The organism is Sphingomonas sp. SKA58 (assembly GCF_000153545.1).
Classification (GTDB): domain Bacteria; phylum Pseudomonadota; class Alphaproteobacteria; order Sphingomonadales; family Sphingomonadaceae; genus Sphingobium; species Sphingobium soli.
In genome coordinates, this window is the sequence record NZ_CH959306.1 from 1,418,478 (window position 1) to 1,443,936 (window position 25,459).

Here is a 25,459-nt window from a genome sequence, read left to right on the forward strand (position 1 = left end):
AGCATTTGCGCGACGGAAGCCAAGCTGCCATGCGCACGTCTTGATCTTGGAATGCTAGGACATCGTAATGACGCCGCGTGAATATCTGGGCTCTGCCACAGTTCCTGGGGGGCAGGAGCTCAAACTCTATCGGCGCGGTGGCGATCATATGATCGTGCTCGACCGAAACGAGTTGATGAGCAGCCGCATGAGCGGTTCGGAAAAGCAGCTGGCATTGATGACGATCGAACGACTGCGCAATCGGAAAGCCCCGCATCTCCTGATCGGCGGCTATGGCATGGGATTCACCCTGCGCGCCGCGCTGGGCGCTTTGTCGGCCGACGCACGCATCACCGTGGCCGAACTGGTTCCCGAAATCATCGAATGGGCGCGGGGCCCGATGGCGGACCTTGCGGCAGGATGCCTGGACGATCCGCGCGTACATCTCATGATCGACGATGTCGTGAACGTGATCGCGGATGCGCAGGGCAGCTATGACGCGATCCTGCTCGACGTCGATAATGGTCCCGACGGCCTCACCGCCGCCGCCAATGACCGGCTCTATAATGGCAAGGGGTTACAGGCGTCCCGCGCGGCGCTTCGGCCCGGCGGCATCCTCGCCATCTGGTCGGCCGGGTCCGACGACGCGTTCACGCGACGCCTGCGCACCGCTGACTTCCGCGTCGAGGAAGTGGTTGTCCGCGCCCGGGATAATGGCAAGGGACCGCGCCACGTCATCTGGTTTGCACAAAAAGGCTGAACATGCGCCATTGCAGGACGCAGTTGGTCGCGCGAAAAGGACATATTCAATGATGCAAGGGATGCCGGCGTGATCCAGACCGTTACCACAACCCCCTTCACCGACCAGAAGCCGGGCACTTCGGGCCTGCGCAAGAAAGTGCGCGTCTTTGCGCAGCCCCACTATGCGGAAAACTTCGTGCAGTCGGTGTTTGACAGCCTGGACGGTTTCGAAGGCAAGACGCTGGTTTTGGGGGGGGATGGACGCTATCTCAACCGCGAAGTCATCCAGACCGTGCTCAAGATGGCGGCAGCCAACGGCTTTGGCCGCGTGCTCGTCGGCCGGGAGGGTATCCTTTCCACGCCTGCCGCCTCGCACCTGATCCGGTCGGCGGGCGCCTTTGGTGGCCTGATCCTGTCGGCCAGCCACAATCCTGGCGGTCCGGACGAGGATTTCGGCATCAAATATAATATCGGCAATGGCGGCCCCGCGCCTGAGAAGGTGACAGACGCCATCGCCGCGCGATCGCTAGTCATCGACCGATATAAAATCATTGATGGAGCCGACGTCGACATCGACAGGCTAGGTACCTGGCAACTCGGCGAAATGCTGGTCGAGGTCGTCGATCCCGTCGCCGCCTATGCCGATCTCATGGAAAGCCTGTTCGACTTCGGGGCTATCCAGGCGCTGATCGCCGGAGGCTTCTCCATGGCGTTCGACTCCATGAGCGCGGTGACCGGACCCTATGCGACGGAGATTTTCGAGCGTCGCCTCGGTGCGCCGGCCGGCACCGTGATGAACGGCATCCCGCTACCCGACTTTGGTCATCACCATCCCGATCCCAACCTGGTGCACGCCAAAGGGCTCTATGACAGGCTTATGGCGGCGGACGCGCCCGACTTTGGCGCGGCCTCGGACGGAGATGGCGACCGCAACCTCATCATCGGCCGCCATTGCTATGTCACGCCCTCCGACTCCCTCGCCGTCCTCGCCGCCAATGCCCATTTTGCGCCCGGCTATGCGAACGGGCTGAAGGGCATCGCCCGATCCATGCCCACCAGCGGCGCGGCGGATCGCGTGGCGGAAAAGCTCGGCATCGCGCTCTACGAAACGCCCACAGGCTGGAAATTCTTCGGCAATCTGCTCGATGCCGGGATGGCGACGATCTGCGGCGAGGAAAGTGCGGGCACCGGATCCGATCATGTCCGGGAAAAGGACGGCATCTGGGCGGTCCTGCTGTGGCTCAACATCCTCGCCGCGCGCAAACAGAGCGTCGCTGCCATCATGGCGGATCATTGGGCGACCTATGGCCGCAACTATTATGCCCGGCACGATTATGAAGCGATCGCCAAGGACAGGGCCAACGCCTTAATGGCGGCGCTGCGCGACAAGCTGACCACCCTTCCGGGCACCAGCAACAGTGGCGGCACGATCAGCAGCGCTGACGATTTTGCCTATACCGATCCGACCGACGGATCGATCAGCCAAAATCAAGGCATCCGCATCCTGTTTGAGGATGGCTCGCGCATTGTCTTCCGCCTGTCGGGCACCGGCACGGAAGGCGCCACGCTGCGCGTCTATATCGAACGCTATGTTGCCTCCGATGGTGATTTAAGCGTGGAAACGGCTGCCGCGCTCGCGCCCCTGATCGCTGCGGCACAGGAGGTCGCCGACATCAGCGGCTTTACCAGCATGGACAGTCCCAGCGTCATCACCTGATTGCTTGGGGACAGTAAGTCACAGCGCAGACATGGCCGGGAAACATCGGGGGGCTAAAGGCTGCTACCTTATTACCGCCTAGGTCCCGGACCATCATGCGCCGTTTGATCCTCTCCCTGTCCGCGCTCGCCTCCTGTCTCGGCGCGCCTGCTCACGCCGAAACCAGTCAGGATGAACAATTCTGGCTGAACCTCACCAGCATGGGCTCGATCAAGGACGACCTCGTCTATTTCGCCGAAATACAGCCGCGCATCGGCGATGGAATATCGCGGATCGATCAGGCGCTATTCCGCGGCGCGATTGGCTGGAAATTCTCACCCTCCGTAACGCTCTATCAGGGCTTTGCCTATATTGTGGTGCCGGTCGAAGGCGGCAAGGACGTGAATGAAGAGCGCAGCTTTCAACAGATCAACTGGACGCTCGGCAAGCCGTGGGCAGGCGAATTGTCCTCCCGCACACGCCTCGAGCAGCGATGGCGCTCCGATGGCGATGACATGGGCTGGCGACTGCGGGAAATGCTCCGCTATGAAAAACCGCTCAATCCGGGCAGCGATGCGCTCAACGCGCTGGTCTATGCGGAGGGCTTCGTCGCGCTGAACGATACCGACTGGGGTGTGCGCGGAGGTTTTGACCAATTGCGCAGCTTCATTGGGGCAGAGGTTGGCCTACCCGGTGCTTCCACGCTGGAAGTGGGCTATCTCAACCAGGTCATCAACCAGCGCGGTGGCGACACACGCGTCAATCACGTCGCGTCCGTGACCCTGTTCTTCCGACACTGATGGATCCGGTCAGGCGGTCAGCGCCTCGACCAGCGCCTTGACCTTTTTCTGCCGCCATTGCGGCAGCGGCGCGATCAACCAATAGGCGAGCAGGGTGGGCGATGGATCGCCCACCTGACGCACCCGCCCGGCATCGAGGTCCGCCTGCGCCAGCAGCTGCGGCACCCGTGCGCGTCCGAACCCGTTTGCAGCCGCTTCGATCGCCAAACCGCCATCGGCAACGCGAATGATCGCCGGCCGATCGTCCGTTGGACAGCCCGGCCAGTCGATCCGCAGATCGGGACCACCGGTCGCCGCCTCCACTGTCACATAAGTGGGATCACCGATCTTCACTCCCTCATGCTCGGCGGGACCATCCGCCAGCCGCAGCGCAAGATCCAGATTTGCCTCAGTGAAATCTAGCGCATCGTCCGCAGCGATGAGTTGAAATGTCAGGTCGGGCTGGCTCGCGGCATAGGCGGCAAGGCGCGGTTGCAGCCATTTGGCGGTGATGTCGCGCGGCGCTGCAATGGTGAGCGCGCTGCTTGATTGCCCAGCCTGCATCGCCCGCACAGCTTCTTCAAATTGCAGGAAGCCGGCCCGCAAAGCATCCAGTCCGCCTTCGGTTTCCGGCGTCAGTTCCAACCCCTTTGGCGTGCGCCGGAACAGCACGACGCCCAGCATATCCTCCAGTGCACGGATCTGCTGACCAACAGCGGCCGGCGTCACCGCCAGCTCGTCGGCGGCGCGGGTGAAGGACAGATGACGCGCGGCAGCGTCCAGAACGCGCAGGCCATTCAGCGGCAGATGCGTTCGCTTCATTCGGCAATCGCCGGCGCGATCAGCGCGAAATGCGGAATCTTCACCTCGAATATCTCGCCGTCCAGCCCGATCATCCGATAGCTGCCCTTCATCGACCCGGTCGGAGTCGCGAGTGGGCAGCCCGAAACATAATCATAGCTTTTTCCTGGCTGCACCACCGGCTGTTCCCCGACCACGCCATCGCCGTCGACGCGCTGCTGATTGCCGCGTCCGTCGGTGATGATCCAATGGCGGGTCAGCAACTGCGCCGGCTGATCGCCCCTATTCTCGATCCGGATATGATAGGCCCAGAACCAGCGCCCCCTGTCCGGTTCCGACTGTTCGGGCAGATAAGTGACGGCCACGTGCACGCCGATATCGCGCGTCGTCGCGTGGAAGGGGAAGAGCGCAAAGCTGGTCGTCATGGCCGACAGATGCGCCCTGCCCCCCAGAAGGTCAACGACCTATCGCTCGCAGCGCCTGATCGAAGTCGGCGATGACATCATCGGCGTCTTCCAGGCCGACATTCAGGCGCAGCATATCTTCGGTAATGCCGACTTCCAGCCGTGCCTCCTCGGCCATGCCATAATGAGTGGTCGACGCCGGATGCGTCATCAACGACCGGGAATCGCCGATATTGTTGCTTATATCGACCAATTCCAGCGCGTTCAGCAATCCATGGGCCTCGGGCCGGCCACCCCCGACATAGAGCGAGAAGATCGGGCCTGCCGCGTCCATTTGCTGCATCGCCAGGACATGCTGGGGATGGCTTTCCAGCCCCGGATAATTGACCTTCGGCAGCCGGCCCTCCAGGAAACGGGCGACCTTGAGTGCATTATCGCTTTGCCGCCGGATACGCAGGTCCAGCGTTTCCAGTCCCTTGAGCACCACCCAGGCGTTGAACGCGCTCAGCGTCGGCCCGGTATTGCGGTGGAAGGGCAGCAGAACGGAATCGATCCAGTCGCGCGTGCCGCAGATTGCGCCAGCCAGCACGCGGCCTTGCCCGTCCATCATCTTGGTCGCGCTATAGGCGACCACATCGGCACCGAATTCCATCGGTCGCTGCAACGCAGGCGATGCAAAGGCATTATCGACGACGGTGGTAATCCCCCGCGCCTTCGCGATGGCGCACACAGCCGCGATGTCCACCACGTCCATGGTCGGATTGGCGGGTGTCTCGAAAAAGAAGACCTTGGTGTTGGGCTTCGCCGCAGCCTCCCACGCGGCGGTATCGCACCCGTCGATGGTCGTTGTCGCAATGCCGAATTTGGGCAGCAGCGTGTCGACCAGCCAGCGGCAGGAGCCGAACGCCGCCTTGGCCGCCACGACATGATCGCCCGCCGACAGCTGGCACAGCAGCGCGGCCGTCATCGCAGCCATGCCCGTGGCGGTGGCGCGACAGGCTTCTGCCCCTTCCAGCAGGGCGATGCGCTGTTCCAGCATCTCCACCGTCGGGTTCTGGAGCCGGCTGTAAGTCATGCCAACTTGTTCACCGGCGAAGCGCGCGGCAGCGTCCTCTGCCCGGTCATAGCAATAGCCGCTCGTCAGGAAGAGCGCTTCGGACGTTTCGCCATATTCGCTGCGCGCGGTCCCACCTCGAACCGCCAGCGTCGCCGGCTTCCAGTTCTTGGTAATTTCCGGATTCTGTCCGCTCTTCCGCTTCATATTGCCCTTCGCATATCCTGCTGAACGCACGGCGTCGCGCCGCCCAATATCTCGGCCATCTGGCTCCGGTCGCCATTACCGCCCGACAGGATTATCGCAACCGTCTTGCCGCGCATTCGGTCCTTTTCCTGGATCAGCGCTGCGAGCGCCACCGCGCCAGCCCCTTCGGCCAGATTATGCGTATCTTCCCAGTAAATGCGGATCGCATCGGCGACCTCGTCGTCGCTGACGGCAACGAACCGGTCGGCGCGCGGTCCAAAATAATCAAGCGCTTCCTGTACCGGCGTGCAGACGGCAACGCCATCAGCGAAGGTGTGGGCGGTGGGACTGGCCAACAGCTTCCCGGCCTCGAACGATCGCTTAGCGGCGTCGACATGGGCCGACACGACGCCGACCACTTTCGTTTTCAGCCCCAGCGCGTCCCGCGCCGCGATCGTGCCGCATAAGCCCGATCCGCAGCCCACGGGCACATAAACGGTGTCGATGTCGGGCACCGCGTCGAACAGCTCCAGCCCGTAACTCGCAACCCCGCGCACCAGTTCGCCATGATAGGCCGGCACCATGTAAAGCCCCTGTTCCTCCGACAGCCGCAGCGCCTCCGCCTTGGCGCTGTCGAAGTCATGGCCATGCTCGATCAGCGTTGCGCCCAGTCCGCGCATGGCCGCATTTTTTTCGAGCGCATTACCGTGGGGCACGACAATCGTGATGGACAGCCCCGCCGCACGCGCCGCGCGAACCTGCGCCTGTCCATGATTGCCCCGCGTTGCGGTGATGACGCCAGTGACATCGGGATGCGTGCGCCGCAGCCAGTGGATATAGGGAATGGCGCCGCGAACCTTGAACGCGCCCGTTGGCGTGTGATTCTCATGCTTGATCCACACGTCGCACCCCGTCCGCGCCGCCAGCAATGGCCAGGCATATTGCGGTGTTGGCGGCACCTGTGCATGAACCATGTCGGCGGCGGCGCGAAGCGATGGGAGCGAGAGATCAGTCATTCTATCTCTCTATGCAGTCGCCGTCCCGAAGGACAGGACCGGTATGCCCTGATTGGCCCCGTCAGGCAGCGATTCGATCTTTCGGCATCAGGAGCGGGTGGAGGTGCCGTTCTTCCCATGCCATCCGGTCGCGTAGACCTTCTTGCAGTTCCAGCACCGCTGCCCGATAGCCTGCCCAGTCCGCTTCGATCTGAGCGGGCGTCCATATCTTGATATGATCGCTGTAGCGTAGAAACAGGGCGACGATGGCGCGGCCATGTTCGCGCAACGCCTGACTAGCCTCAGGCAGAAGGGGGCGTTTGCGCAATGTCTGCACCATTGCGTCTTCCCGCGCCATATGTTCGCGAAAGCCTTGGGAAAAGGCGATGCGCCGTCGTCCGACGTCGGGCATATCTTTCAGCTGCCCGCTGTGCATCATCAGCGCGAAATCGTGCATTATCCGGCGCAGACCGTCATGGTCGCGCCGCAAATCCATCATCATTATCTGCGACCCCATTTTCTCCTTAAATCGGACTGGCAGCGACAAAGTTAAGCGAACACCCCATATTTGCGGTGAGCCGAGCTATCACAGTGCGGCCAGCACCGCGTCACCCATCTCCACGGTTGTCATTGCACCGCCCAGATCCGCCGACCTTGCCCCATTGCGCAGCGCCTGCGCGACCGCAGCCTCCACACGGTCCGCCTGCTCGGACAGACCTAGGGAATAACGCAGCATCATTGCGGCCGACAGGATCGTCGCCAGTGGGTTAGCCTTGCCGCTACCAGCGATGTCGGGAGCGGAGCCGTGGATCGGTTCATACAGCCCCTGTCCGCTGCCGTTCAGCGTCGCCGACGCCAGCATCCCGATCGATCCAACGCACATGCTCGCCTGATCCGACAATATGTCACCGAACAGGTTGCCGGTGACGATCACGTCGAACTGACCGGGGTTGCGGACCAGTTGCATCGCGGCATTGTCGACATACATGTGGCTGAGCGCCACGTCGGGATAGTCGCTCGCGACCTCGATCACCACGTCGCGCCACAACTGGCTGGTTTCCAGCACATTGGCCTTGTCCACCGAACACAGCTTGCCGCGACGGGCACGCGCCGCCTGGAAACCGGCATGGGCGATGCGCCGCACCTCGGCCTCATTGTAGGACATGATGTCATAGCCTTCGCGATGCCCCTCTGCCGTCGTCCGGAAACCCTTTTCCCCGAAATAAACGTCGCCATTGGTTTCCCGCACGATCAGCAGGTCGATCGATCCCGCCACTTCAGGCTTCAGCGCGCTTTCATGCGCCAGTTCGGGAAAGACCTTGGCCGGGCGCAAATTGGAAAAAAGACCCAGTTCCTTGCGCAGGCCAAGGATCGCCTGTTCGGGGCGCAGGTGGCGTTCCAGCGCATCACAGTCCGGATCGCCGACCGCGCCGAACAGGATCGCATCGGCGCTTCGCGCGATGTCCAGCGTTTCGCGCGGCAGCGGATGGCCCATCGCCTTGTAGGCCGCGCCGCCCACCAGCCCATCCGCATAGGTCAGTCCGTCGATCGCGAGCGCGTCGAGCACGCGCTTTGCCTCTGCGACGATCTCGGGTCCGATGCCGTCTCCGGGGAACAGGGCGATCAACATGTCCTACACTCCTTATCTTGCGTGGCAGCGCCTTATGGAGACAGGAGGTTTCACGCAACCGCCCTTTTGAGGCGCTCGACCAGTCTGTCCCGCGCCGCCAGCACATCAGTGCGGCGTTCGGTCATGACGGACCGCTCCAGAAAGAAACCGGTGAGGCGCAGCCCGTCCATGATGTCAGCCCAATCTCCCGCGCCGCCGCCGACCAGAAAGGGCGGAAGCGGCAGCAGGCGTTGCTCATATCCCAGCGCCCCGGCCCGGCTGACTGCCGCTGCGCTGCGCGGGCTGACAAAGGCCAGGTCATTGACGTCGCCGAGCGCCGCGCAGCGGCTGAGGTCTAGCCCGAAGCCCAGTTCCGTCAGCAGCAGCAGTTCATAGCGCACTAGCGCCACCGCCCAGCCGCGGGCTGCGGGAGCCGCCTCCACTGCGTCGAGCAGGCCAGCGAGCGCCTGATATAGCGCCGGATAGGGCGTGGCTTCAGGCAAGGCTGCGGCCGTCAGTGCGCAGCTCCAATCGATCGCGGCCGCTGGCAGCGGCTCAGCCAGCAGCGGCGCCCGGCTATGTGCCAGCTCGACCGCCAGCCCGGCGAGTTGATCCTCCGTCCGCGCGCGAAAGTCCGCCTTCACCACATTTCCCGGCAGCAGTACCGGGCGCATCGCGCGCGACCGTCCGCCCCGAACATAACCCGCCATCAGGCCATGATCGGGGGTCAGCAGCCGCGCGATCGCTCCATGTTCGCCATGGGCGCGCACGGCGCAAACGATGGCAAAGGTGGAGAGGTGGGGCATGGTATCCGTCTCTACCCCGCGATGCCGCGCCCCTCAACAATGGGGAACTAACCCTATTTGCGATAGACGCTCTTAAGATTCATGAACTCGTGCAGCCCGAACGGCCCAAGCTCGCGGCCATGGCCCGAGCGCTTGACGCCGCCGAAGGGCGCTTCAGGCGCGGAGGCCAGCATCTGGTTCACCGCCGTCATACCGGCCTGCACGTCGCGAACGAACCGTGCCTCCTCGGCCGGATCACTGGTCCAGACCGATGATCCCAGGCCGAAGGGGATGGCGTTAGCGATGGCGAGCGCGTCGTCGATGTCCGACGCCTTGAACAGCATGGCAATCGGCCCGAAAATCTCCTCGCCCATCAACGTCGGATCAACCGGCACGTCGGTCAGAATGCCCGCCTGCATATAGGCGCCCGGCCCGGTTGCGGCTTCACCGCCGATCAAGGTCGCGCCGGCCGCCTTCATCGTTCCGATCTGCTCCAGCACGCTCTGCCGCTGCTCCGCGCTGGACAGCGGCCCCATGTCGCTGTCCTCTGCGAAGGGATCGCCCGCCTTCACCGCCGCCATCGCGGCGGAATAGCGCTCCAGAAAGGCCTCGTATATGTCGGCATGGACAATCATCCGCTTGCCACAGATGCAGGATTGACCCGTATTCTGAATGCGCGCGGTCACGGCCTGGTCGACCGCCGCGTCGATGTCAGCCGACGGCATGACGATGAACGGGTCGGAGCCGCCCAGTTCAAGCACCACTTTTTTCAACGCCCGGCCCGCCTGCTCGGCCACCGCGCGGCCTGCGCCCTCGCTGCCGGTCAGGGTGACAGCGGCGACCCGGTCATCGGCGATGATGGCAGCCACGGCGTCCGAACGAATAGGCAAGTTCTGGAATAGTCCGTTAGGTGCGCCCGCAGCGCCCATCATCTCCTGCATCAGCGCGGCGACGCCCTGCACATTGCTCGCATGTTTGAGAAGCCCGACATTGCCCGCCAATATGCAGGGCGCGAGAAAACGGACCACCTGCCAATAGGGAAAATTCCACGGCATGACCGCCAGCACCGGGCCAATCGGCAGCCAGACCAGATCGGCCTTGCCGCCCGACGATAGCGTAATGCTGCCGCCCTCCAGCATTGCAGGGCCTTCCTTCGCATAATGACGGAAGGCCGCGACGCATTTGTCGACCTCCGCCAGCGCGGATTTCAGCGTCTTGCCCATTTCCAGTGTCGCCATGCGGGCCAGCCTGTCCCGATTATCGTGATAGGCGTCTGCCAGCGCGGTGAGCAAGGCGGTCCGATCCTCGATCGGCGTATCGCGCCAGATCGCGAAGGTCGCCTCTGCCCGGTCGAGCGCGGCGTCGATTTGTGCCTGCGTCATCTCCTCATGCGTGGCGATCTCTTCTCCGGTGGCGGGGTTGATGCTCTTCATGCTTGGCTCCGGATGGGGTGATTCGAAAGGGGCACAGCAATGTCCGTGCAGGGGCACAACGAAAACACAGCGGCGAAGTTCACACCGTCGATGCGATGCGCAACCGGCCAGCGGGCCGCCCGACGCGACAGCCAAGCTGTGTTTTGACGGATCAGGGCAAGCCACTCCGATCCAGTGCCCGCCATCATTGATCCGATGGAATTGTGCCTGGGGATGATTGTGGTGGGCCCGGCAGCAACCGAAATTGTTGACTATCCGATTGAAAACAAAGGATTTTTCTGTGGCAATTGCGATCATGCCCGCAATTATGCCCGCAGAGAAATCCGACTTCAAAAGTATCAATATTCTCCTATTTTTACAATCACTTAATCTCAATTCACCCTCCCCCCCGCCCCCTTCTGCCCGTTGGTTTGAGCTAGGTTGCGAAGTAGGTGGAGAACGCAAAGCTTCAGTTCATCTTTCGTTCGCGATTTGCAATCTATCCGATCAGCATCCCCACGCAAAGATCTGTCGAAGCGGCGGTACTACAATCAGCCGTAAAGTCGCTCGACTTCCACCAAATCGCCTACCGCCAGTTTGACCAACCCGGATCCATGTAGGTGCTGGCGTTCGCCTCACTGCGCGACTGGCTACCCGATTTTGCAATTCACGGCCGCCAGGAAGCCCTGTATCCGGGCCTTCTGATTGGTCTCCCGAGCAATCCTGTCCCCAAATCGCCCGTCGAGGGTAAGAACATAGTCGCCCGACCGGAAACGCAATTCGCCCGTCATATCCGCCAGCTTCTCGAATATGGGACGGAAACCGTGACCATGCCCGGTGTCGCACGCGTGGCGTGACACCCCCTCTTCCACCATCGCCTCAAGCGCCGCCCCATGGTCGCTCAAGCCGCTGTGTTCCGGATTTTGGGTAAGGCTGTCCAACACCCCGATGCCGCGATCGGAAACCACAAACTCAAATTCTCCTTTGCCAGCGCAAAAGAAAGCCGCTGCCGAACCAGAATTTTCCGAGTGCTCGACTACGTTCCCGACAAGTTCGCCCAGCGCTGCAATCAGAAACTTCGCCTGCGACCCGAAGCCAGCGGCAATCGCAGCTTTATGTGCGTCGATCTTGAAGCTCGTGAGGACAGCCTCGTCCTCCAGGCCTTCGCCCTTCACCATTCCCTCCCGCAAATCTCTCGCGACCCATTGTGTCGCTCCATCGAGAAAGGCATCGACCAGAGCCTCTAGCGACCCATCGCTGAACCAGCTCTCGCGGCGGATTTGATGGAGCCTCTCAGTCGAGCCCAGATTTGCGATCTCAATGAGGGGGCCGATCGCGCGCGCACGAAAACACTGCCCAGATAGGTTAGGCGACTGCCCACGCTGCCAGGCCCGGCCAAGTCCATCGACAATGCCATAGCCAAAGGGAGGGCTGAGAAGATCAGGCTGCAAGTGGCGCTTTCGGCATGTTCGATGCGAACCAGAGCTTAGACACGCGAATATTCTCCTCAAGGAGTGCATCGACAGGCTCGCCGGTATCAGTGCGGCGCTCGTCCCAGCGGCGCTGCCCCTCCTCGTCCAGATAAGCGATCTGACGATGCTGCGCCTTCTCGAAAGGCGAGCTGTCGATGAAACTCACATCAAAATGCGCGGCCAGCAAACTGCTCACTGCCGACCCGCCCCGCAGCAGCAAGCCAAGGCGGCTTGAAGACGCCGCCGCCAAGCCAGTCAGCCAAAGGGCATGCTGCATCATTCGGCCTGGATTGCGCGTTCCAGTCGTGAACTCATAAGCGATATGCGTGACCTCGGGGTGACCCGAGATATAGTCTCCCCACCGCGCAAAGTCCGTTTCGGTACGACCGTTGACATGGAGAGCCGCAGGCTGCCCTGCAGACACAAGTTCGTTATAGGCGAGCACGATGCGGCGCATGGAATGAAGATCATCCCAACGCGGACGATCCACGATCAGACTGAAATTGGGCGTGGAGACCATAGCGATACCAAGGCGGCGCAGATTGCCGATCGCCTTCAGTCGACCTGAGCGTTCGAGCTTCCACCACTTCTCCACCTCCCGATCCTGCGCGACACCCGACAGGATGATCTTCGTCGCTGCGTCGAGCCTAAAGCTATCCTGGACAGACTGAATGTCTTCGAAGCGACAATCACCATTGCGGTCAAAGAAGCGATAGAGCGGGATGGCAATCGCCTTGGCCTCGACGGGCTTCTCCATCGCGCTACCGTGGAAAACCATCGGAACATAGGGCGGGATCGGATCGATGAGCAGTCTGGGTCCATCTGGGGTGTCGAGGCTCAGCCCCTTCACCTCGCGGATCCGGTCAGCATAGATATAGGCGTCTGGGCAGACGATCTGGCAGGTGGCTGGATTTCCGCAGCAATGATCGAGGCAATTGAAGCTTGCCCCGTCCACGGTCTGCCCACCGCATACTGCTAACTCGGGACAGCCGATGCACCCCATCGACATGGGGGCACCGGGGTTGCTCCAGAGACGTTTGAATGCACGCTGCTCGCCAGACATCAGCATTTCGCCTTTTAGTGAATGGTGACCTCGAAGACGCCGCTGATCGGATCGGCAGCTACGACGCTGGCCCGGGCTATGTTGCAGCCCTGCTCCATCGAAAGGCGGAGATTTTGGGTAGGGTTGGAAAGGAGAATGACGGGCGAGGTCCCGCGGCGTCCCACCATATTGCTGCCTTCCATGCGAACCGAGAAAGATTCGCCGACAGTAATGGTCGCCCCACCGATAGCCTCGGCCTCATAGCGGCTGGGCGCGCGATCAGCGCTGCGGGCGAAAAGGTCAGGCGTGTTCGCGACAACCGCTGCATTGTCCCAGCATTTTTCGAAATTACGCTTTGCTCTTGCCTTGAAGTCAGCTCCCACCTTCACCTCCTGCAAATATAGGTTTGTAGGTCTTGGTTCGGCCCTGCGCCTGCTCGCTAATCAGCCCCAGGGACGACAATGATGATAGTCGATTATTCCATGCAGTAACTTTAACGTCACTTCTTTCTATTTCCATAAGCTGGGTAGCAGTAGTTTCGCCATGACGGCTCACAAGATCGAAGGTCAGTTGCTGCTTGGGATCTAGGGTCCCTATCCGACGACAGCGAATGACTTCGCCATCCAGCCCCAGCGTGCAGAGCATGAGTACGTCACCACGCGGCTGAACGACTTCGACCAGATCATCGATGACATCCGTCACAGCATTGGCGACGGCGGGATAGAAGTTCGACTTGCGGCTGCGCACGAACGTCCGGAAGGCAATCACGGATTCTCGAAGGAAGCTGGCAGTCGCAACCTGCACGCCGCGGAAATCGAGGAACAGCGGCTCGGGGCCGGAAGGTTCGTCCGGCAGCATCTCCACCAGCTTGGCATAGAGATGGCGGCCGCTTGGGGCGCCCGAAAGGATCTCACTACCAGCCAATTTCGCAACGTCCAGAATCACAACGACCTCATTCTCATGTTATGCACGTGAGATACATGATAGAAGTGATCCGCGCAAGCCGGACTTGTTGGCGAGCCCGCCCCGATGCGGCGCGGCAGCTTAGTGTTGCAATGTGCGGGGACAATAGCTTTTGGAGTGAGGGACAAGAGCTTCTGGAGTGCACACCGGCGCCGAGAGCAGCAGGTAACATGCCAAAATCAGACCGTATTTCAGACTGTTACACCAACTCCGGGCGCCCATTGCGATCGACGACGCAGTCCCACTTCACTAGATGTGAGTGTCGCAGGAATGCCTCCTATGCTTCTGATTTTATGTCATTAAGTTGCTTGACCCAACTGGGACCACCATGGTCCCAGTTAGAGCCGACCAAGACGACCCTGAGAACCGAGAAAATGGATTGCACAAACCTGAAAATGTCCTGATTTCATGATGATCTGATTTTAAAAGGGTCGATGGCCATAACGCCCAAACTCCAAATGCTCTGGTCCCGGACACCGATAATGGGGCGGCACTCCAGACACAGCCCATCCGAACTGAATTTATTTTAATTCACTTATATCAGAAGGTTGATGCGCACTTTTGCGAGTTTCGTGGTTTCCATGTCACTCTAAAAGCTCTTGTCCCCTTACACTCGCCGCCATACTTTCCAGCCTGCCGCTTTTCCCATATCTTGGCCCAGCAAATGAGATTCGGCCTTTGCCTCGATGAAAGATTGTTCTATATTTGTTCTCATGCACAATCTGAGCCAGGCGTGGCCATATCCCATGACACCGCAATGAGGGCCGGCTTATGCTGATTTATCGCCGTACCAGCCTTCTTGAATCCCCGTCGCAGACGCTCGTGAACACGGTGAATTGCGTCGGCGTGATGGGCAAGGGCCTCGCCCAGGCGTTCAAGACCCGCGAACCCAAGATGTTCGAGGCCTATAAGCGTATCTGCGACCAGCAGATGCTGGAGCCTGGCAAGCTGTGGCTATGGCGGGGCAGCGACAGCTGGGTGCTGAATTTCCCGACAAAGGTCCACTGGCGCAATCCTTCGCGGATTGAATGGGTCGAGCAGGGACTTGCCAAATTCGTGTCTGCCTATGCTGAGCAGGGCATCACCGAGATCGCCTTCCCACAATTGGGCTGTGGCAATGGCGGTTTGGACTGGAACGACGTCAAGCCGCTCATGGAGCAGTATCTGGCGCCCTTACCTATACCGGTCTTCATTCATGACTTTACGGTCGATGTCGGCTTGCCCGAGCATCTGGAGACCGTCGCAGCAACACTCAAGCGCGAGACCGCTGACGATGGTTCGTTCGATGGTTTCCGCTCGAGCATCCGGCGCGCGGTCGATCTATCCTGCGGGCATCTTTCGATGCTTGGAAGCAATCGGGAATTCCAGGCCAGGATGGACGATAGCGGCCTGCTTATCGAAACCGATGAAGCTGTTCTGCTGTTCGAGGATGATGACCTGCGCGGCATCTGGCACGGACTGCAGAGCGGGCTAGTGACGAAGCGCGAAGCAGGTTGGTCGATCCGGGGAACTGGCGAGTCGCTGGTCTCCTTGCTGAGTGTCTTGCCGTCCGTGCGCCCTGTGGTGATCGAGCGCCCTGGTGGCAGCCCGGAATATGCGATCGAGCCCAATCCGCATCGGCAGGGCTTCGCAATCGCCTCCCAGAGCAAGTCGCAGCACGAGCTCGCGTGGCACTAAGCCTCGATTATATCGACGCCCATATCGATAGCTGGAAGCGGCAGCTTGCCAGTCCGTCCTATCCGCATCGCAAGCACTGGCCATCGCGACTTTTCCATCATGCGCCGCTCGAAAATGCTGTCCAGATCCTAAGCCAGGGCATGCTGCGTTCTCGAGACGATGCCGAAAATGCGCGCCCCCGCGACGTCGCAGCGCCAGGGGTGATCGATGCGCGCAATCATGCCCATGATCGCGTGCGGCTTTATTTTCGCCCCAAAACCCCCACTCAATATCATATCGAAGGCGTGCGGAAGCCTGGCGATTGCACATATCCGGGCGCCCATGCGCCGGTCCTCGTCATGCTTGCGCTGGACGCCAGGACCGTCCTCGCCCGGCCCGACATTCGCTTCTCGAACCAGAACATGCAGCTCGCAGGCACTATCCCGGGCGACAGCGAAGCCTATTTTTCGGAAATCCCTTTTCACAAGGTCTTCTCCGAAGGCGGGACCGGTGGCGATCGATCGATAACCGACGCCCGCTGCGCCGAAGTGCTGCCTGCCTCCCCTCTCGATCTGAGCGAGTGCCTTCAGGAAATCTACCTGCGCTCGGACCCGGAGCGCGACACGCTTCTGTATTCGCTCGGCGCGCATGCAGCCCGCTGGGCACCCTACTGCAAAGTTTCTGACGCGCTCAAGGTCTTCGAAAAGCGGTTCGCTTTCGTTCAGGAGATAGGGCTATCAGCTGAAGGCGTGACGTTCCGGATCAACCCTCGGCACGATGGCCTAAACCTTTCGATCGCGATCAAGGTCTGGAACCAGGTCGGTCAGCAGATAGTCGACTTCTTCAACGGCGGCATGGTCGCCTTACCAGCCCATCCAGCGAAACGATGGCGACACCGCGCCGAGCTGGCTGATGGCCTCTATCGGGTGGAAATCGAGATAGATGGACAACTGGCTCATGCCTCAATGATATCGCTAGGATCCGTCCTGTTCTAACGCAGCGTCGATCGCGCGCCCTTAGCCTTTGGCCTCATCCAGAATCTCTTCCAGCGTGAAGGGCTCGTGTCCATAGACCGCAGCCAGGCCATTGAAGGCGGCGACAACCAGTTCTTGTAGTGCCTAGGGCTCTGTCGACATCAATATGCCATCATATTCATAAGCGTTCTCGACGGCGGCAAATCCCTCGTCCCCGAACTGGAAATCTCCACGCGGCCACCAGCTGTCTGTCAGGTTGCTGATACCTAGCCTGACATGGATCGGGAGCGCCCCGCCATGTACGAGAGCAAGGGCGCAATTTCGTTCCAGGAAATCGAGCCAATGCTTGACGAAATAACCGGTCGAAAGCGTTAGCCGATCCCCCTCACGCTGGAACAAGAACCCGCCGCCAACACCCCAGAATTCGCCCGTCTTCTCGAACCATTGCGTGACAGCCCGCGTATTCTGAACGCCATTTACCTCGTTACCTGGCCAATATATTGCCATCCCACCCTAGGAGATCCCATAGTTCAGCGAATGCGCGTTGGCGAGCAACGAGGGGTATCCACGATGGTCCGACAGAGCATGTCTGGCACCAGGTTTTACTGCCCATTTCGAGGGAATAATGCGGGCATAGTGTTGATTTCCACTGAGAAGTGACCCGGGTAGGGCGTAAATTTCCACTGAGAATTGACCCATGTTGAACTCGTCCCTGGCTTTGACAAGCGAGGGTATATGGAGTGTTGGACATGGCGTTATTGAGCGTTATCCGGCGCTGGCATTTTCGCGATCATCTACCGATCCGGGAGATAACGCGGCGCACCGGACTATCACGCAACACGATCCGCAAATATTTGCGGTCCGAGACGATCGATCCGCGGTTCAAGGTGCCTGATCGACCAAGCAAACTGGACCCATTTGCTGAGCATCTGGCGGCCTGGCTGCGGCGCGATATGGGCCGATCGCGCAAGCAGAAGCGCACGATCAAGCAGTTTCACGCCGATTTGGTGAGCCTGGGTTATGAAGGATCCTACAACCGGGTTGCCGCTTTTGCTCGGGACTGGCGCGAAGATTATCGGCGCCAGCAACAGATTGGCGGGCGTGGGACATTCGTGCCCCTGTCGTTCGCGCCGGGGGAAGCTTTCCAGTTTGATTGGAGTGAGGACTGGGCAATCATCGCCGGGGTTCGGACCAAGCTGCAGGTCGCGCATTTCAAGCTCAGTTACAGCCGGGCATTCATCGTGCGCGCCTACCTGCTGCAAACCCATGAGATGCTGTTCGACGCCCATAATCACGCCTTCCGCGTGCTGGGCGGCGTGCCGCGCCGGGGTATCTATGACAATATGCGCACGGCCGTCGACAAGGTCGGGCGTGGCAAGGAACGCACCGTCAACGCACGCTTCCTGACGATGGTCAGCCACTATCTGTTCGAAGCTGAGTTCTGTAACCCGGCTGCGGGATGGGAAAAGGGGCAGGTCGAGAAGAATGTCCAGGATGCGCGGCACCGTCTGTGGCAACCCACGCCGCAGGTCGAAAGCCTTGATGCGCTGAACCTGTGGCTGGAGGAGCGCTGCAAGGCGTTATGGGAGGACATCCCTCACGGGATCGAACCCGGATCGGTTGCCAATGCCTGGGCCGATGAATCTGAGTGTCTGATGGTTGCGGGCAGGCCCTTCGATGGTTTTGTGGAATATCGCAAACGGGTATCGCCGACGTGCCTCATCCACTTTGAGCGCAATCGCTACAGCGTACCGGCCTCTTTCGCCAATCGCACTGTCAGCCTGCGCGTCTATCCTGATCGCTTCCAGGTCGTCGCCGAGGGGCAGCCAATCTGCGCACATCAGCGCATCATCAACCGCTCTCACGACGGTCCAGGTCATACGGTTTATGACTGGCGCCATTATCTGGCGGTCGTGCAGCGCAAGCCCGGCGCCCTGCGCAACGGTGCGCCCTTCCTTGAGCTACCCGATGCGTTCCAGCGTCTGCAGCGACATCTGTTGCGCAATCCCGGCGGCGACAGGGAAATGGTCGAAATACTGGCGCTGGTTCTTCATCATGATGAGCAACTGGTGCTGACGGCGGTCACCATGGCGCTGGAGGCTGGCGTTCCGACCAAGACCCATATCCTCAATCTGCTCTATAGGCTGGTCGACGGAAAACCGATCTCCACGCCGCCGGTGACGGCGCCCCAGGCGCTCAAGCTGGTCAGCGAACCGATGGCCAATGTCGAACGCTATGATGATCTGCGCAAGGAGAAGCGTCATGCGTCATGACCCTGCCAGCGGCGCCATCGTCGTCATGCTCCGCAGCCTCAAGATGCATGGCATGGCGCAGGCCGTCACCGATCTCATGGAACAGGGATCTCCAGCGTTCGAAGCCGCCATCCCGATCCTCTCCCAGTTACTCAAAGCCGAGACAGCAGAACGGGAGGTTCGGTCTGTGGCCTATCAGCTCAAGATCGCGCGCTTCCCTGTCTATCGCGATCTGGCCGGCTTCGACTTTACCAGTAGCGAGGTCAATGAAGCTCTGGTGCGTCAGTTGCATCGCTGCGACTTCATCGACATCGCCGACAATATCGTGCTGGTCGGCGGTCCTGGCACCGGCAAGAGCCATGTGGCAACGGCGCTGGGCATCCAGGCCATCGAACATCATCGAAAGCGCGTCCGCTTCTTCTCGACGGTCGAACTGGTCAATGCGCTCGAGCAGGAAAAAGCACAGGGCAAGGCCGGTCAGATCGCCAATCGCCTCCTGCACTCCGATCTCGTTATCCTGGATGAGCTTGGATATCTGCCGTTCAGTGCTTCAGGTGGCGCGCTGCTCTTCCACCTGCTGAGCAAACTCTACGAGCGCACCAGCGTCATCATCACCACAAACCTGAGCTTCAGCGAATGGGCCACCGTGTTCGGCGACGCCAAAATGACCACGGCGCTCCTCGATCGGCTTACCCATCACTGCCACATCCTGGAGACCGGCAACGATAGCTTCCGCTTCAAAAACAGCTCTGCCAAGCAGGCCAGAACCCAAAAGAGAAAACCACGGGTTGACCCACCCGTGACACCCGAAACATAATCCGCAGACGGGTCACTTCTCGATGGAAAACCCGGGTCACTTCTCAGTGGAAATCAACACGCTAGTCCAAATTCCCTTGACAGATCGTCAACGCGAGCGTTGACAGTAAGAAAGATCGTTCCAAGGAGAGATGTGTCGTGAGTGGAGTTGAGACGAAGCCGGATTATGATGCGATCGTCATCGGTGCAGGTGTAACCGGGATGAACCAGACCTACCTGCTCGACCGGGAAGGCATGCGGGTTCTGGGCATCGAGGCGGGTGACGATGTCGGCGGGACCTGGTACTGGAACCGCTATCCCGGATGCCGGCTCGACACCGAAAGCTACACCTACGGCTATTTCGCGCTGAGCGGCATCATTCCCGAATGGGACTGGAGCGAAACGTTCGCCGGGCAACCCGAGATGCTGCGCTACGCCAATTATGCAGCCGACAAGATGGATGTCCGACGCCACTATAAGTTCCGCACCAAGGTGGAGTCTGCTCATTATGACGGCCTCGCCAATGTCTGGAAGGTCGGTCTGGACAGCGGCGAGAAGCTGACTTGCCGCTTCCTGATATCTGCAACAGGCCCGCTGTCCGCCTCGCGGATGCCGGACTATGCGGGGATCGAGGACTTCAAGGGCGAAGCCTTCCACACGTCCCGCTGGCCGACCGACGCCGAGGGCAATCCGCAGACGATCGATTTCACGGGCAAGCGGGTCGGCGTCATCGGCACAGGCGCGACCGGCGTGCAGATTATTCCCATCGCCGCACAGACCGCCCAGGACCTTTACGTGTTCCAGCGGACGCCGAATTGGTGCACGCCGCTCGGCAACATGCCGCTCGAAAAGGACGAAATGGATCTCATCCGCAAGCGCTACCCTACGATCCTGGAATATGTGAAATCGACGCCGACGGCGTTCCCCTATCACCGCGACACGCGCAAGGGGACGGAGGTTTCGGAGGCGGAACGCGAGGTATTTTTCGAGCAGCTCTATAATCAGCCGGGCTATGGCATCTGGCTCAGCGGCTTTCGCGATCTCCTGCTGAGCAAGGAGTCAAACAAGTTCCTCGCCGATTTCATCGCGAAGAAAATCCGACAGCGTGTGACCGATCCGGCGGTCGCCGAAAAACTGATCCCGACGGACCATCCGTTCGGTGCGAAGCGCGTGCCGATGGAGACCAACTATTATGAGGCCTATAATCAGGCCAACGTCCATCTGGTCGATATCAAGGGCGCCCCTATCCAGCATTTCACGCCTGAAGGGATCGTGACGGCAGACGGCGCCTATGACCTCGACGTGATCATCTTCGCCACAGGCTTCGATGCCGTCACCGGTTCGCTCGATCGTATCGACATCATCGGCAAAAACGGCCTGCGCCTCAAGGATGCCTGGGCCGATGGCCCTTCGACATTCCTGGGCCTCCAGGCGCGCGGCTTCCCCAATTTCTTCACGCTGGTCGGCCCGCACAATGGATCGGCCTTCTGCAATGTGGGCGTGTGCGGCGGCCTCCAGGGGGAATGGGTCACCCGCATGATCACCTATATGCGCGATCGCGGCCTGACCTTCTCGGAAGCCAGCGAAGCCGCCAAAGCGCAATGGACCGAGGCGGTCTATGCCGATTTTGCCAGGACGCTTATGGCCGACGCCAATGCCTGGTGGGTCAAGACGACGACCAAGCCCGACGGCAGCACGGTAAAGCGCACCCTCGTCTACGTGGGCGGTGGCCCCGAATATCGCAAGCGCTGCGAGGAGGTGGCCTATTCCGACTATGCGGGGTTCGAACTCGCCTAGGCCTTTGATCACGGGTTCGCGCAGGTCTTCAAGGATCGGCGAACCCGCCTCGAACAGAGCAGCCATCGCCACAAGATCCATCCCGCGCGCCGGCGCGACCGTTCCGCAGGACGCTATCGGCGCATTCAGACCCGTACACCAAAAGATGAGGAAGCCATGAAACCAATCTATATCCTGTCCGGCGTACGCACCGCGATCGGCGACTTTGGGGGAAGCCTTCGCGATGTTCCGCCGGCCAAGCTCGGCGCCGCCGTCATCGCCGAGTCCATCGCGCGCGCCGGGATCGGCCCTGATCAGGTCGGCCATGTGGTCATGGGCAACGTCATTCCCAGCGAACCGAAGGATGCCTATCTCGCCCGTGTCGCCGCGGTCAACGCCGGGATCCCGATCGAAGCGCCTGCGCTGACGCTCAACCGGCTGTGTGGGTCGGGCCTGCAGGCGATCATATCTGCCGCGCAGATGATCGCGCTCGATGAATGCGATTTCGCTGTGGCCGGCGGCGCGGAATCGATGACCCGCTCGCCCCATTCGGTGGCTGCGGCACGCTTCGGTCAGAAGATGGGCGAGATCAAGATGGTCGACACGCTGCTCGCGGTGCTGAGCGATCCCTTCGAAGGCATGCACATGGGTATCACGGCCGAGAATGTGGCGGCCGATCATGACATCTCGCGGCAGGATCAGGATGAGCTTGCCGTGCTGAGCCATAGCCGGGCGGCACGGGCGCAGCAGGAGGGGCGCTTCGCCTCCCAGATTCTGCCGATCGAGGTCAAGGATCGCAAAGGCATCCGGATGTTTGATACAGATGAACATGTCCGGGCCGACGTCTCGCTCGCAGGCCTGTCGGGTCTGAAGGCCGTGTTCAAGAAGGATGGCACCGTGACGGCGGGCAATGCCTCAGGGATCAACGACGGCGCGGCCGCGATCGTCCTTGCGTCGCAGGCGGCCGTCGATCGCGATGACCTCAAGCCGCTCGCGCGGATCATTGGCTGGGGCCATGCCGGTGTGCAACCCGACCGGATGGGGATCGGACCCGTCAAGGCGGTTCCCATAGCGCTCGAACGGGCGGGCCTCGCGCTCGAGCAGATGGACGTCATCGAGTCCAACGAGGCCTTCGCTGCGCAGGCCTGCGCGGTTGCCAAGGTGCTGGGTTTCGATCCTGAGAAGGTCAATCCGAACGGCTCAGGCGTATCGCTGGGCCATCCGGTCGGTGCGACCGGTGCGATCCTGACGGTCAAGGCGATCTACGAGCTTGAGCGGATCGGCGGGCGCTATGGCCTGATCACCATGTGCATCGGCGGCGGCCAGGGCATCGCCATGGTCGTAGAGCGTGTGGGAGCCGGTGAATGAAGAAGCTGTTTCCCGACGCAGCCTCGGCGCTCGATGGCATCTTGCAGGACGGTCTGCTCATTGCTTCGGGCGGCTTTGGCCTCTGCGGCATTCCAGAAAGGCTGCTCGACGCGGTGCGCGACAGCGGTGTTTCTGGCCTGACTTTCGCCTCCAACAATGCCGGCATCGACAATGAGGGGATCGGAAAGCTGCTGCGCACGCGGCAGGTCGCCAAGATGATCTCCTCCTATGTCGGCGAGAACAAAGAGTTCGAGCGGCAATATCTGGCGGGCGAACTGGAGGTGGAGTTCTGTCCCCAGGGCACGCTGGCGGAGCGTATGCGCGCGGGTGGTGCGGGCATCCCCGGCTTCTACACCAAGACCGGCGTCGGGACGCAGGTGGCGCAGGGCAAGGAAGTGAAGAGCTTCGGCGGCGAGGACTATATCCTCGAACGCGGCATCTTCGCCGACCTCAGCCTGATCAAGGCCTGGAAAGCCGACGAGAGCGGCAATGTCATCTTTCGCAAGACCGCACGCAACTTCAACGTGCCCGCTGCGACCTGCGGCAAGATATGCGTGGTCGAAGTGGAAGAGATCGTGCCGGTGGGATCGCTTGATCCCGATGCGATCCACCTCCCTGGCGTCTATGTCCAGCGCATGATCGTGGGGGCACCCTACGAGAAGAAGATCGAATTCCGCACCGTTCGTCAGAGGGAAGACGCATAATGGCCTGGAGCAGAGATGAAATGGCCGCGCGCGCGGCAAAGGAGCTTGAGGACGGCTTCTATGTCAATCTGGGCATCGGCATCCCGACGCTTGTGGCGAACCATATTCCCGTCGGCGTGCAAGTCACGCTCCAGAGCGAGAATGGCATGCTCGGCATCGGTCCCTTTCCGCTCGACGGAGAGGAGGATGCGGACCTCATCAATGCGGGCAAGCAGACGATCAGCGAACTGCCACAAACCGCCTATTTTTCGTCTTCGGACAGCTTTGCGATGATCCGTGGCGGGCATATCGACCTGACCGTGCTGGGCGCGATGGAGATCGCCGAAAATGGCGACATCGCCAACTGGATGATCCCCGGCAAGATGATCAAGGGCATGGGCGGCGCGATGGATCTGGTCGCGGGGGTCAAGAAGATCATCGTGGTCATGGAGCATACGTCCAAGGACGGCAGCCCCAAGTTCATTCCGGAATGCACGCTGCCGCTGACCGGGAAGAATGTGGTCGACATGATCATCACCGACCTCGCCGTCTTCCAGCGGGCCGACCATGACAGCCCCTTCAGGCTGATTGAACTCGCGCCCGGCGTGACGCGCCAGGATGTCGAGGCAAAGACGTCCGCCTCCTTCGAGGTGGCGTTGTGACCGGCCTGTCGCCAAAGGATGCACGCGCGATCAATGTACGGCCGGTGGACTATGTGGCGGACGGGCTAGCGATGCGCGGACATCTCGCCATACCCGCTGACGCAGGGCCTCACCCAGCTCTTCTCGTCTTTCCCGAGGGCTATGGCCTGAGCGACCAGGCGATCCTGCGCGCAGAGCGGATTGCATCCGAGATGGGCTATGTCGCGCTGGCGTGCGACCTTCATGGCGAAGCGCGCGAACTGAGCGGGCTCGAGGAGGTTCTAGAGAAGCTTGAACCCTTGCAGAAAAGCAGTGCTTGCGTGCGCGAGCGTGTGGTGCCTGCCTATGATGCGCTGCTTGCGCAACCGGAAGTGGATCCCGCGAAGGTCGGCGCGATCGGCTTCTGCTTCGGCGGTACGATGGCCCTGGAGCTGGCGTTTACCGGCCGCGACATCGGAGCAGTGGTGGGCTTTCACAGCGGTCTGGCGCTGACCGCGCCACAGGATGCGCCGAACATCAAGGCAGCGATCCTGCTGCTGCTGGGTGCGGACGATCCCTCTATCGACGCAGAACAGCGGCTGCTTTTCGAGCAGACGATGCGGCAAGCGGAGGTTCGTTGGGAGATGCATGTCTATGGCGGGGTCCGTCACAGCTTCACAAATCCCAGGGCGCATGAGCGTGGCCTTCCCGACTGGCTTCGCTACGATCCCATCGCCGATCGTCGCTCGTGGAATGCCATGCGGGCATTTCTGGGTGAACTCTGGGCAGCGCCTGACGGCGGGACGAGCGTGAAAACCGCCATGCCGTAAATAAGCTGGCGTGCCATGTCTAGCGGACCGGCACGCCTGCACTAGAACTAAGACTTGCGCGGAAAATCCGAGGCGGCAGCTTCGCCGCCCGGCCAACGCACCGGGGTTGTCGAGGCAAACGCCGCGCTGACCTCATCCCACGGTGCGATATGAACGGTGCGCATATCGCGCGATGCAAAACGCCAGACCTCTCCGTCCCGGACATAGCTATCGACATAGCGGACAGCGCCGACGACGCTCGTGCCACCCAGGACCAATTCCAGATGTGCGCCGACAAGGCCGGTAGCCCGATCGTCGGACTCGAACCGGCACTGGACATAGTGGGGGGTATGTACAGTCAGCCCCATAAAGGAACGGGCCGTCTTTATGAATTCGACGATGGCATCGCGACCGGTCGCATTGAGAACGCCCGAAGAACTGAATGTGGCGTCGGGAATGAAACTGGCCGCCACGCCGTCGGAATCGTCATCGTCAGACGCCAAGAAATAGGAGACGACGAGATCCGAGATCGCATTGCGATCCTCCAGTCGGCGAATGCGTTGCTCCAGGTCCATTTCTCTCTCCTTCTATCGCGGCGCCATTCTGAT

Annotated in this window: 27 protein-coding genes; 13 read left to right on the top strand and 14 right to left on the bottom strand. The window is 60.9% G+C overall.

Annotation, left to right across the window (positions count from 1 at the left end):
• Positions 1-67 precede the first annotated feature (67 nt).
• From SKA58_RS07400 to SKA58_RS07410, 3 genes are all read left to right on the top strand, one after another.
• Entirely contained in the window at positions 68-739 is a 672-nt protein-coding gene (locus tag SKA58_RS07400; protein WP_009821769.1) for a spermidine synthase, read from the top strand.
• Between the two features lie 69 nt (positions 740-808).
• Positions 809-2,437 (top strand): alpha-D-glucose phosphate-specific phosphoglucomutase, encoded by a 1,629-nt coding sequence (locus SKA58_RS07405; RefSeq protein WP_009821770.1) that lies wholly within the window; start codon positions 809-811, stop codon positions 2,435-2,437.
• A 95-nt stretch (positions 2,438-2,532) separates the two neighbouring features.
• A complete protein-coding gene (locus SKA58_RS07410) occupies positions 2,533-3,216 on the top strand; it encodes a DUF2490 domain-containing protein (RefSeq protein ID WP_009821771.1) in 684 nt (227 codons plus the stop codon).
• A gap of 9 nt (positions 3,217-3,225) precedes the next feature.
• Here SKA58_RS07410 and SKA58_RS07415 read toward each other — a convergent pair whose 3' ends face one another.
• From SKA58_RS07415 to SKA58_RS07450, 8 genes are all read right to left on the bottom strand, one after another.
• Positions 3,226-4,017, bottom strand: a complete 792-nt coding sequence (locus SKA58_RS07415; protein WP_009821772.1) for a LysR family transcriptional regulator — start codon at positions 4,015-4,017, stop codon at positions 3,226-3,228.
• Positions 4,014-4,421, bottom strand: coding sequence for a Co2+/Mg2+ efflux protein ApaG (gene apaG / locus SKA58_RS07420; protein WP_009821773.1), 408 nt, complete (start codon positions 4,419-4,421; stop codon positions 4,014-4,016). Before apaG ends, SKA58_RS07415 begins: the two co-directional genes overlap by 4 nt.
• Before the next feature lie 31 nt (positions 4,422-4,452).
• Complete coding sequence (locus tag SKA58_RS07425; protein ID WP_009821774.1) at positions 4,453-5,661, bottom strand: trans-sulfuration enzyme family protein; 1,209 nt, start codon at positions 5,659-5,661, stop codon at positions 4,453-4,455.
• Positions 5,658-6,656 carry a threonine dehydratase gene (locus SKA58_RS07430; RefSeq protein ID WP_009821775.1) on the bottom strand — a complete coding sequence of 333 codons (999 nt, stop codon included), beginning with the start codon at positions 6,654-6,656 and terminating at the stop codon, positions 5,658-5,660. The genes SKA58_RS07425 and SKA58_RS07430 overlap by 4 nt, the downstream gene beginning before the upstream one ends.
• Before the next feature lie 61 nt (positions 6,657-6,717).
• Positions 6,718-7,092, bottom strand: coding sequence for a hypothetical protein (locus tag SKA58_RS07435; protein WP_232209378.1), 375 nt, complete (start codon positions 7,090-7,092; stop codon positions 6,718-6,720).
• 129 nt (positions 7,093-7,221) lie between these two features.
• Positions 7,222-8,265 (bottom strand): 3-isopropylmalate dehydrogenase, encoded by a 1,044-nt coding sequence (leuB, locus tag SKA58_RS07440; protein WP_009821778.1) that lies wholly within the window; start codon positions 8,263-8,265, stop codon positions 7,222-7,224.
• Positions 8,266-8,315: 50 nt separating this feature from the next.
• The gene (gene recO / locus SKA58_RS07445) at positions 8,316-9,050 is read right to left on the bottom strand and encodes a DNA repair protein RecO (protein ID WP_009821779.1); all 735 of its coding nucleotides are present in this window, start codon (positions 9,048-9,050) and stop codon (positions 8,316-8,318) included.
• A gap of 53 nt (positions 9,051-9,103) precedes the next feature.
• Positions 9,104-10,462, bottom strand: coding sequence for an NAD-dependent succinate-semialdehyde dehydrogenase (locus SKA58_RS07450; protein WP_009821780.1), 1,359 nt, complete (start codon positions 10,460-10,462; stop codon positions 9,104-9,106).
• A gap of 174 nt (positions 10,463-10,636) precedes the next feature.
• On the opposite strand from SKA58_RS07450, the gene SKA58_RS20300 reads away from it, so the two are divergent.
• On the top strand, positions 10,637-10,831 hold the full coding sequence (locus SKA58_RS20300; protein ID WP_009821781.1) for a hypothetical protein: 195 nt from the start codon (positions 10,637-10,639) through the stop codon (positions 10,829-10,831).
• Positions 10,832-11,091: 260 nt separating this feature from the next.
• Here SKA58_RS20300 and SKA58_RS07460 read toward each other — a convergent pair whose 3' ends face one another.
• From SKA58_RS07460 to SKA58_RS07475, 4 genes are read right to left on the bottom strand one after another with little or no spacing between them, the layout of a single operon-like run.
• Positions 11,092-11,892: an ATP-binding protein gene (locus SKA58_RS07460; protein WP_009821782.1), complete on the bottom strand. Its 801-nt coding sequence runs from the start codon at positions 11,890-11,892 to the stop codon at positions 11,092-11,094.
• Positions 11,882-12,976 (bottom strand): hypothetical protein, encoded by a 1,095-nt coding sequence (locus SKA58_RS07465; RefSeq protein WP_156784151.1) that lies wholly within the window; start codon positions 12,974-12,976, stop codon positions 11,882-11,884. Before SKA58_RS07465 ends, SKA58_RS07460 begins: the two co-directional genes overlap by 11 nt.
• A 14-nt stretch (positions 12,977-12,990) precedes the next feature.
• Positions 12,991-13,338: a hypothetical protein gene (locus tag SKA58_RS07470; protein ID WP_037542260.1), complete on the bottom strand. Its 348-nt coding sequence runs from the start codon at positions 13,336-13,338 to the stop codon at positions 12,991-12,993.
• A complete protein-coding gene (locus SKA58_RS07475) occupies positions 13,328-13,900 on the bottom strand; it encodes a hypothetical protein (RefSeq protein WP_009821785.1) in 573 nt (190 codons plus the stop codon). The genes SKA58_RS07470 and SKA58_RS07475 overlap by 11 nt, the downstream gene beginning before the upstream one ends.
• Before the next feature lie 789 nt (positions 13,901-14,689).
• Here SKA58_RS07475 and SKA58_RS07480 point away from each other — a divergent pair.
• Together SKA58_RS07480 and SKA58_RS07485 are read left to right on the top strand one after the other, a co-directional pair.
• A complete protein-coding gene (locus tag SKA58_RS07480; protein WP_009821786.1) occupies positions 14,690-15,595 on the top strand; it encodes a macro domain-containing protein in 906 nt (301 codons plus the stop codon).
• Positions 15,586-16,569, top strand: coding sequence for a DarT ssDNA thymidine ADP-ribosyltransferase family protein (locus SKA58_RS07485; protein WP_037542262.1), 984 nt, complete (start codon positions 15,586-15,588; stop codon positions 16,567-16,569). Before SKA58_RS07480 ends, SKA58_RS07485 begins: the two co-directional genes overlap by 10 nt.
• Before the next feature lie 123 nt (positions 16,570-16,692).
• Here the strand turns inward: SKA58_RS07485 and SKA58_RS07490 are convergent, their stop codons facing one another.
• Positions 16,693-17,055, bottom strand: coding sequence for a hypothetical protein (locus SKA58_RS07490; protein ID WP_009821787.1), 363 nt, complete (start codon positions 17,053-17,055; stop codon positions 16,693-16,695).
• A gap of 242 nt (positions 17,056-17,297) precedes the next feature.
• On the opposite strand from SKA58_RS07490, the gene istA reads away from it, so the two are divergent.
• The 7 genes from istA (at position 17,298) to SKA58_RS07525 (ending at position 24,872) form a co-directional block, all read left to right on the top strand.
• Entirely contained in the window at positions 17,298-18,821 is a 1,524-nt protein-coding gene (istA, locus tag SKA58_RS07495; RefSeq protein WP_009821788.1) for an IS21 family transposase, read from the top strand.
• Positions 18,811-19,617 (top strand): IS21-like element helper ATPase IstB, encoded by an 807-nt coding sequence (gene istB / locus SKA58_RS07500; protein ID WP_009821099.1) that lies wholly within the window; start codon positions 18,811-18,813, stop codon positions 19,615-19,617. The genes istA and istB overlap by 11 nt, the downstream gene beginning before the upstream one ends.
• 137 nt (positions 19,618-19,754) lie before the next feature.
• A complete protein-coding gene (locus tag SKA58_RS07505; RefSeq protein ID WP_037542264.1) occupies positions 19,755-21,392 on the top strand; it encodes a flavin-containing monooxygenase in 1,638 nt (545 codons plus the stop codon).
• Positions 21,393-21,548: 156 nt separating this feature from the next.
• On the top strand, positions 21,549-22,739 hold the full coding sequence (gene bktB / locus SKA58_RS07510; protein WP_009821790.1) for a beta-ketothiolase BktB: 1,191 nt from the start codon (positions 21,549-21,551) through the stop codon (positions 22,737-22,739).
• Positions 22,736-23,443 (top strand): CoA transferase subunit A, encoded by a 708-nt coding sequence (locus tag SKA58_RS07515; protein ID WP_009821791.1) that lies wholly within the window; start codon positions 22,736-22,738, stop codon positions 23,441-23,443. The genes bktB and SKA58_RS07515 overlap by 4 nt, the downstream gene beginning before the upstream one ends.
• Positions 23,443-24,084: a CoA transferase subunit B gene (locus SKA58_RS07520; protein WP_009821792.1), complete on the top strand. Its 642-nt coding sequence runs from the start codon at positions 23,443-23,445 to the stop codon at positions 24,082-24,084. Before SKA58_RS07515 ends, SKA58_RS07520 begins: the two co-directional genes overlap by 1 nt.
• Positions 24,081-24,872, top strand: coding sequence for a dienelactone hydrolase family protein (locus SKA58_RS07525; protein WP_009821793.1), 792 nt, complete (start codon positions 24,081-24,083; stop codon positions 24,870-24,872). The genes SKA58_RS07520 and SKA58_RS07525 overlap by 4 nt, the downstream gene beginning before the upstream one ends.
• A gap of 47 nt (positions 24,873-24,919) precedes the next feature.
• On the opposite strand, the gene SKA58_RS07530 is transcribed toward SKA58_RS07525, so the two are convergent.
• Positions 24,920-25,426 carry a nuclear transport factor 2 family protein gene (locus SKA58_RS07530; RefSeq protein ID WP_009821794.1) on the bottom strand — a complete coding sequence of 169 codons (507 nt, stop codon included), beginning with the start codon at positions 25,424-25,426 and terminating at the stop codon, positions 24,920-24,922.
• Positions 25,427-25,459 lie beyond the last annotated feature (33 nt).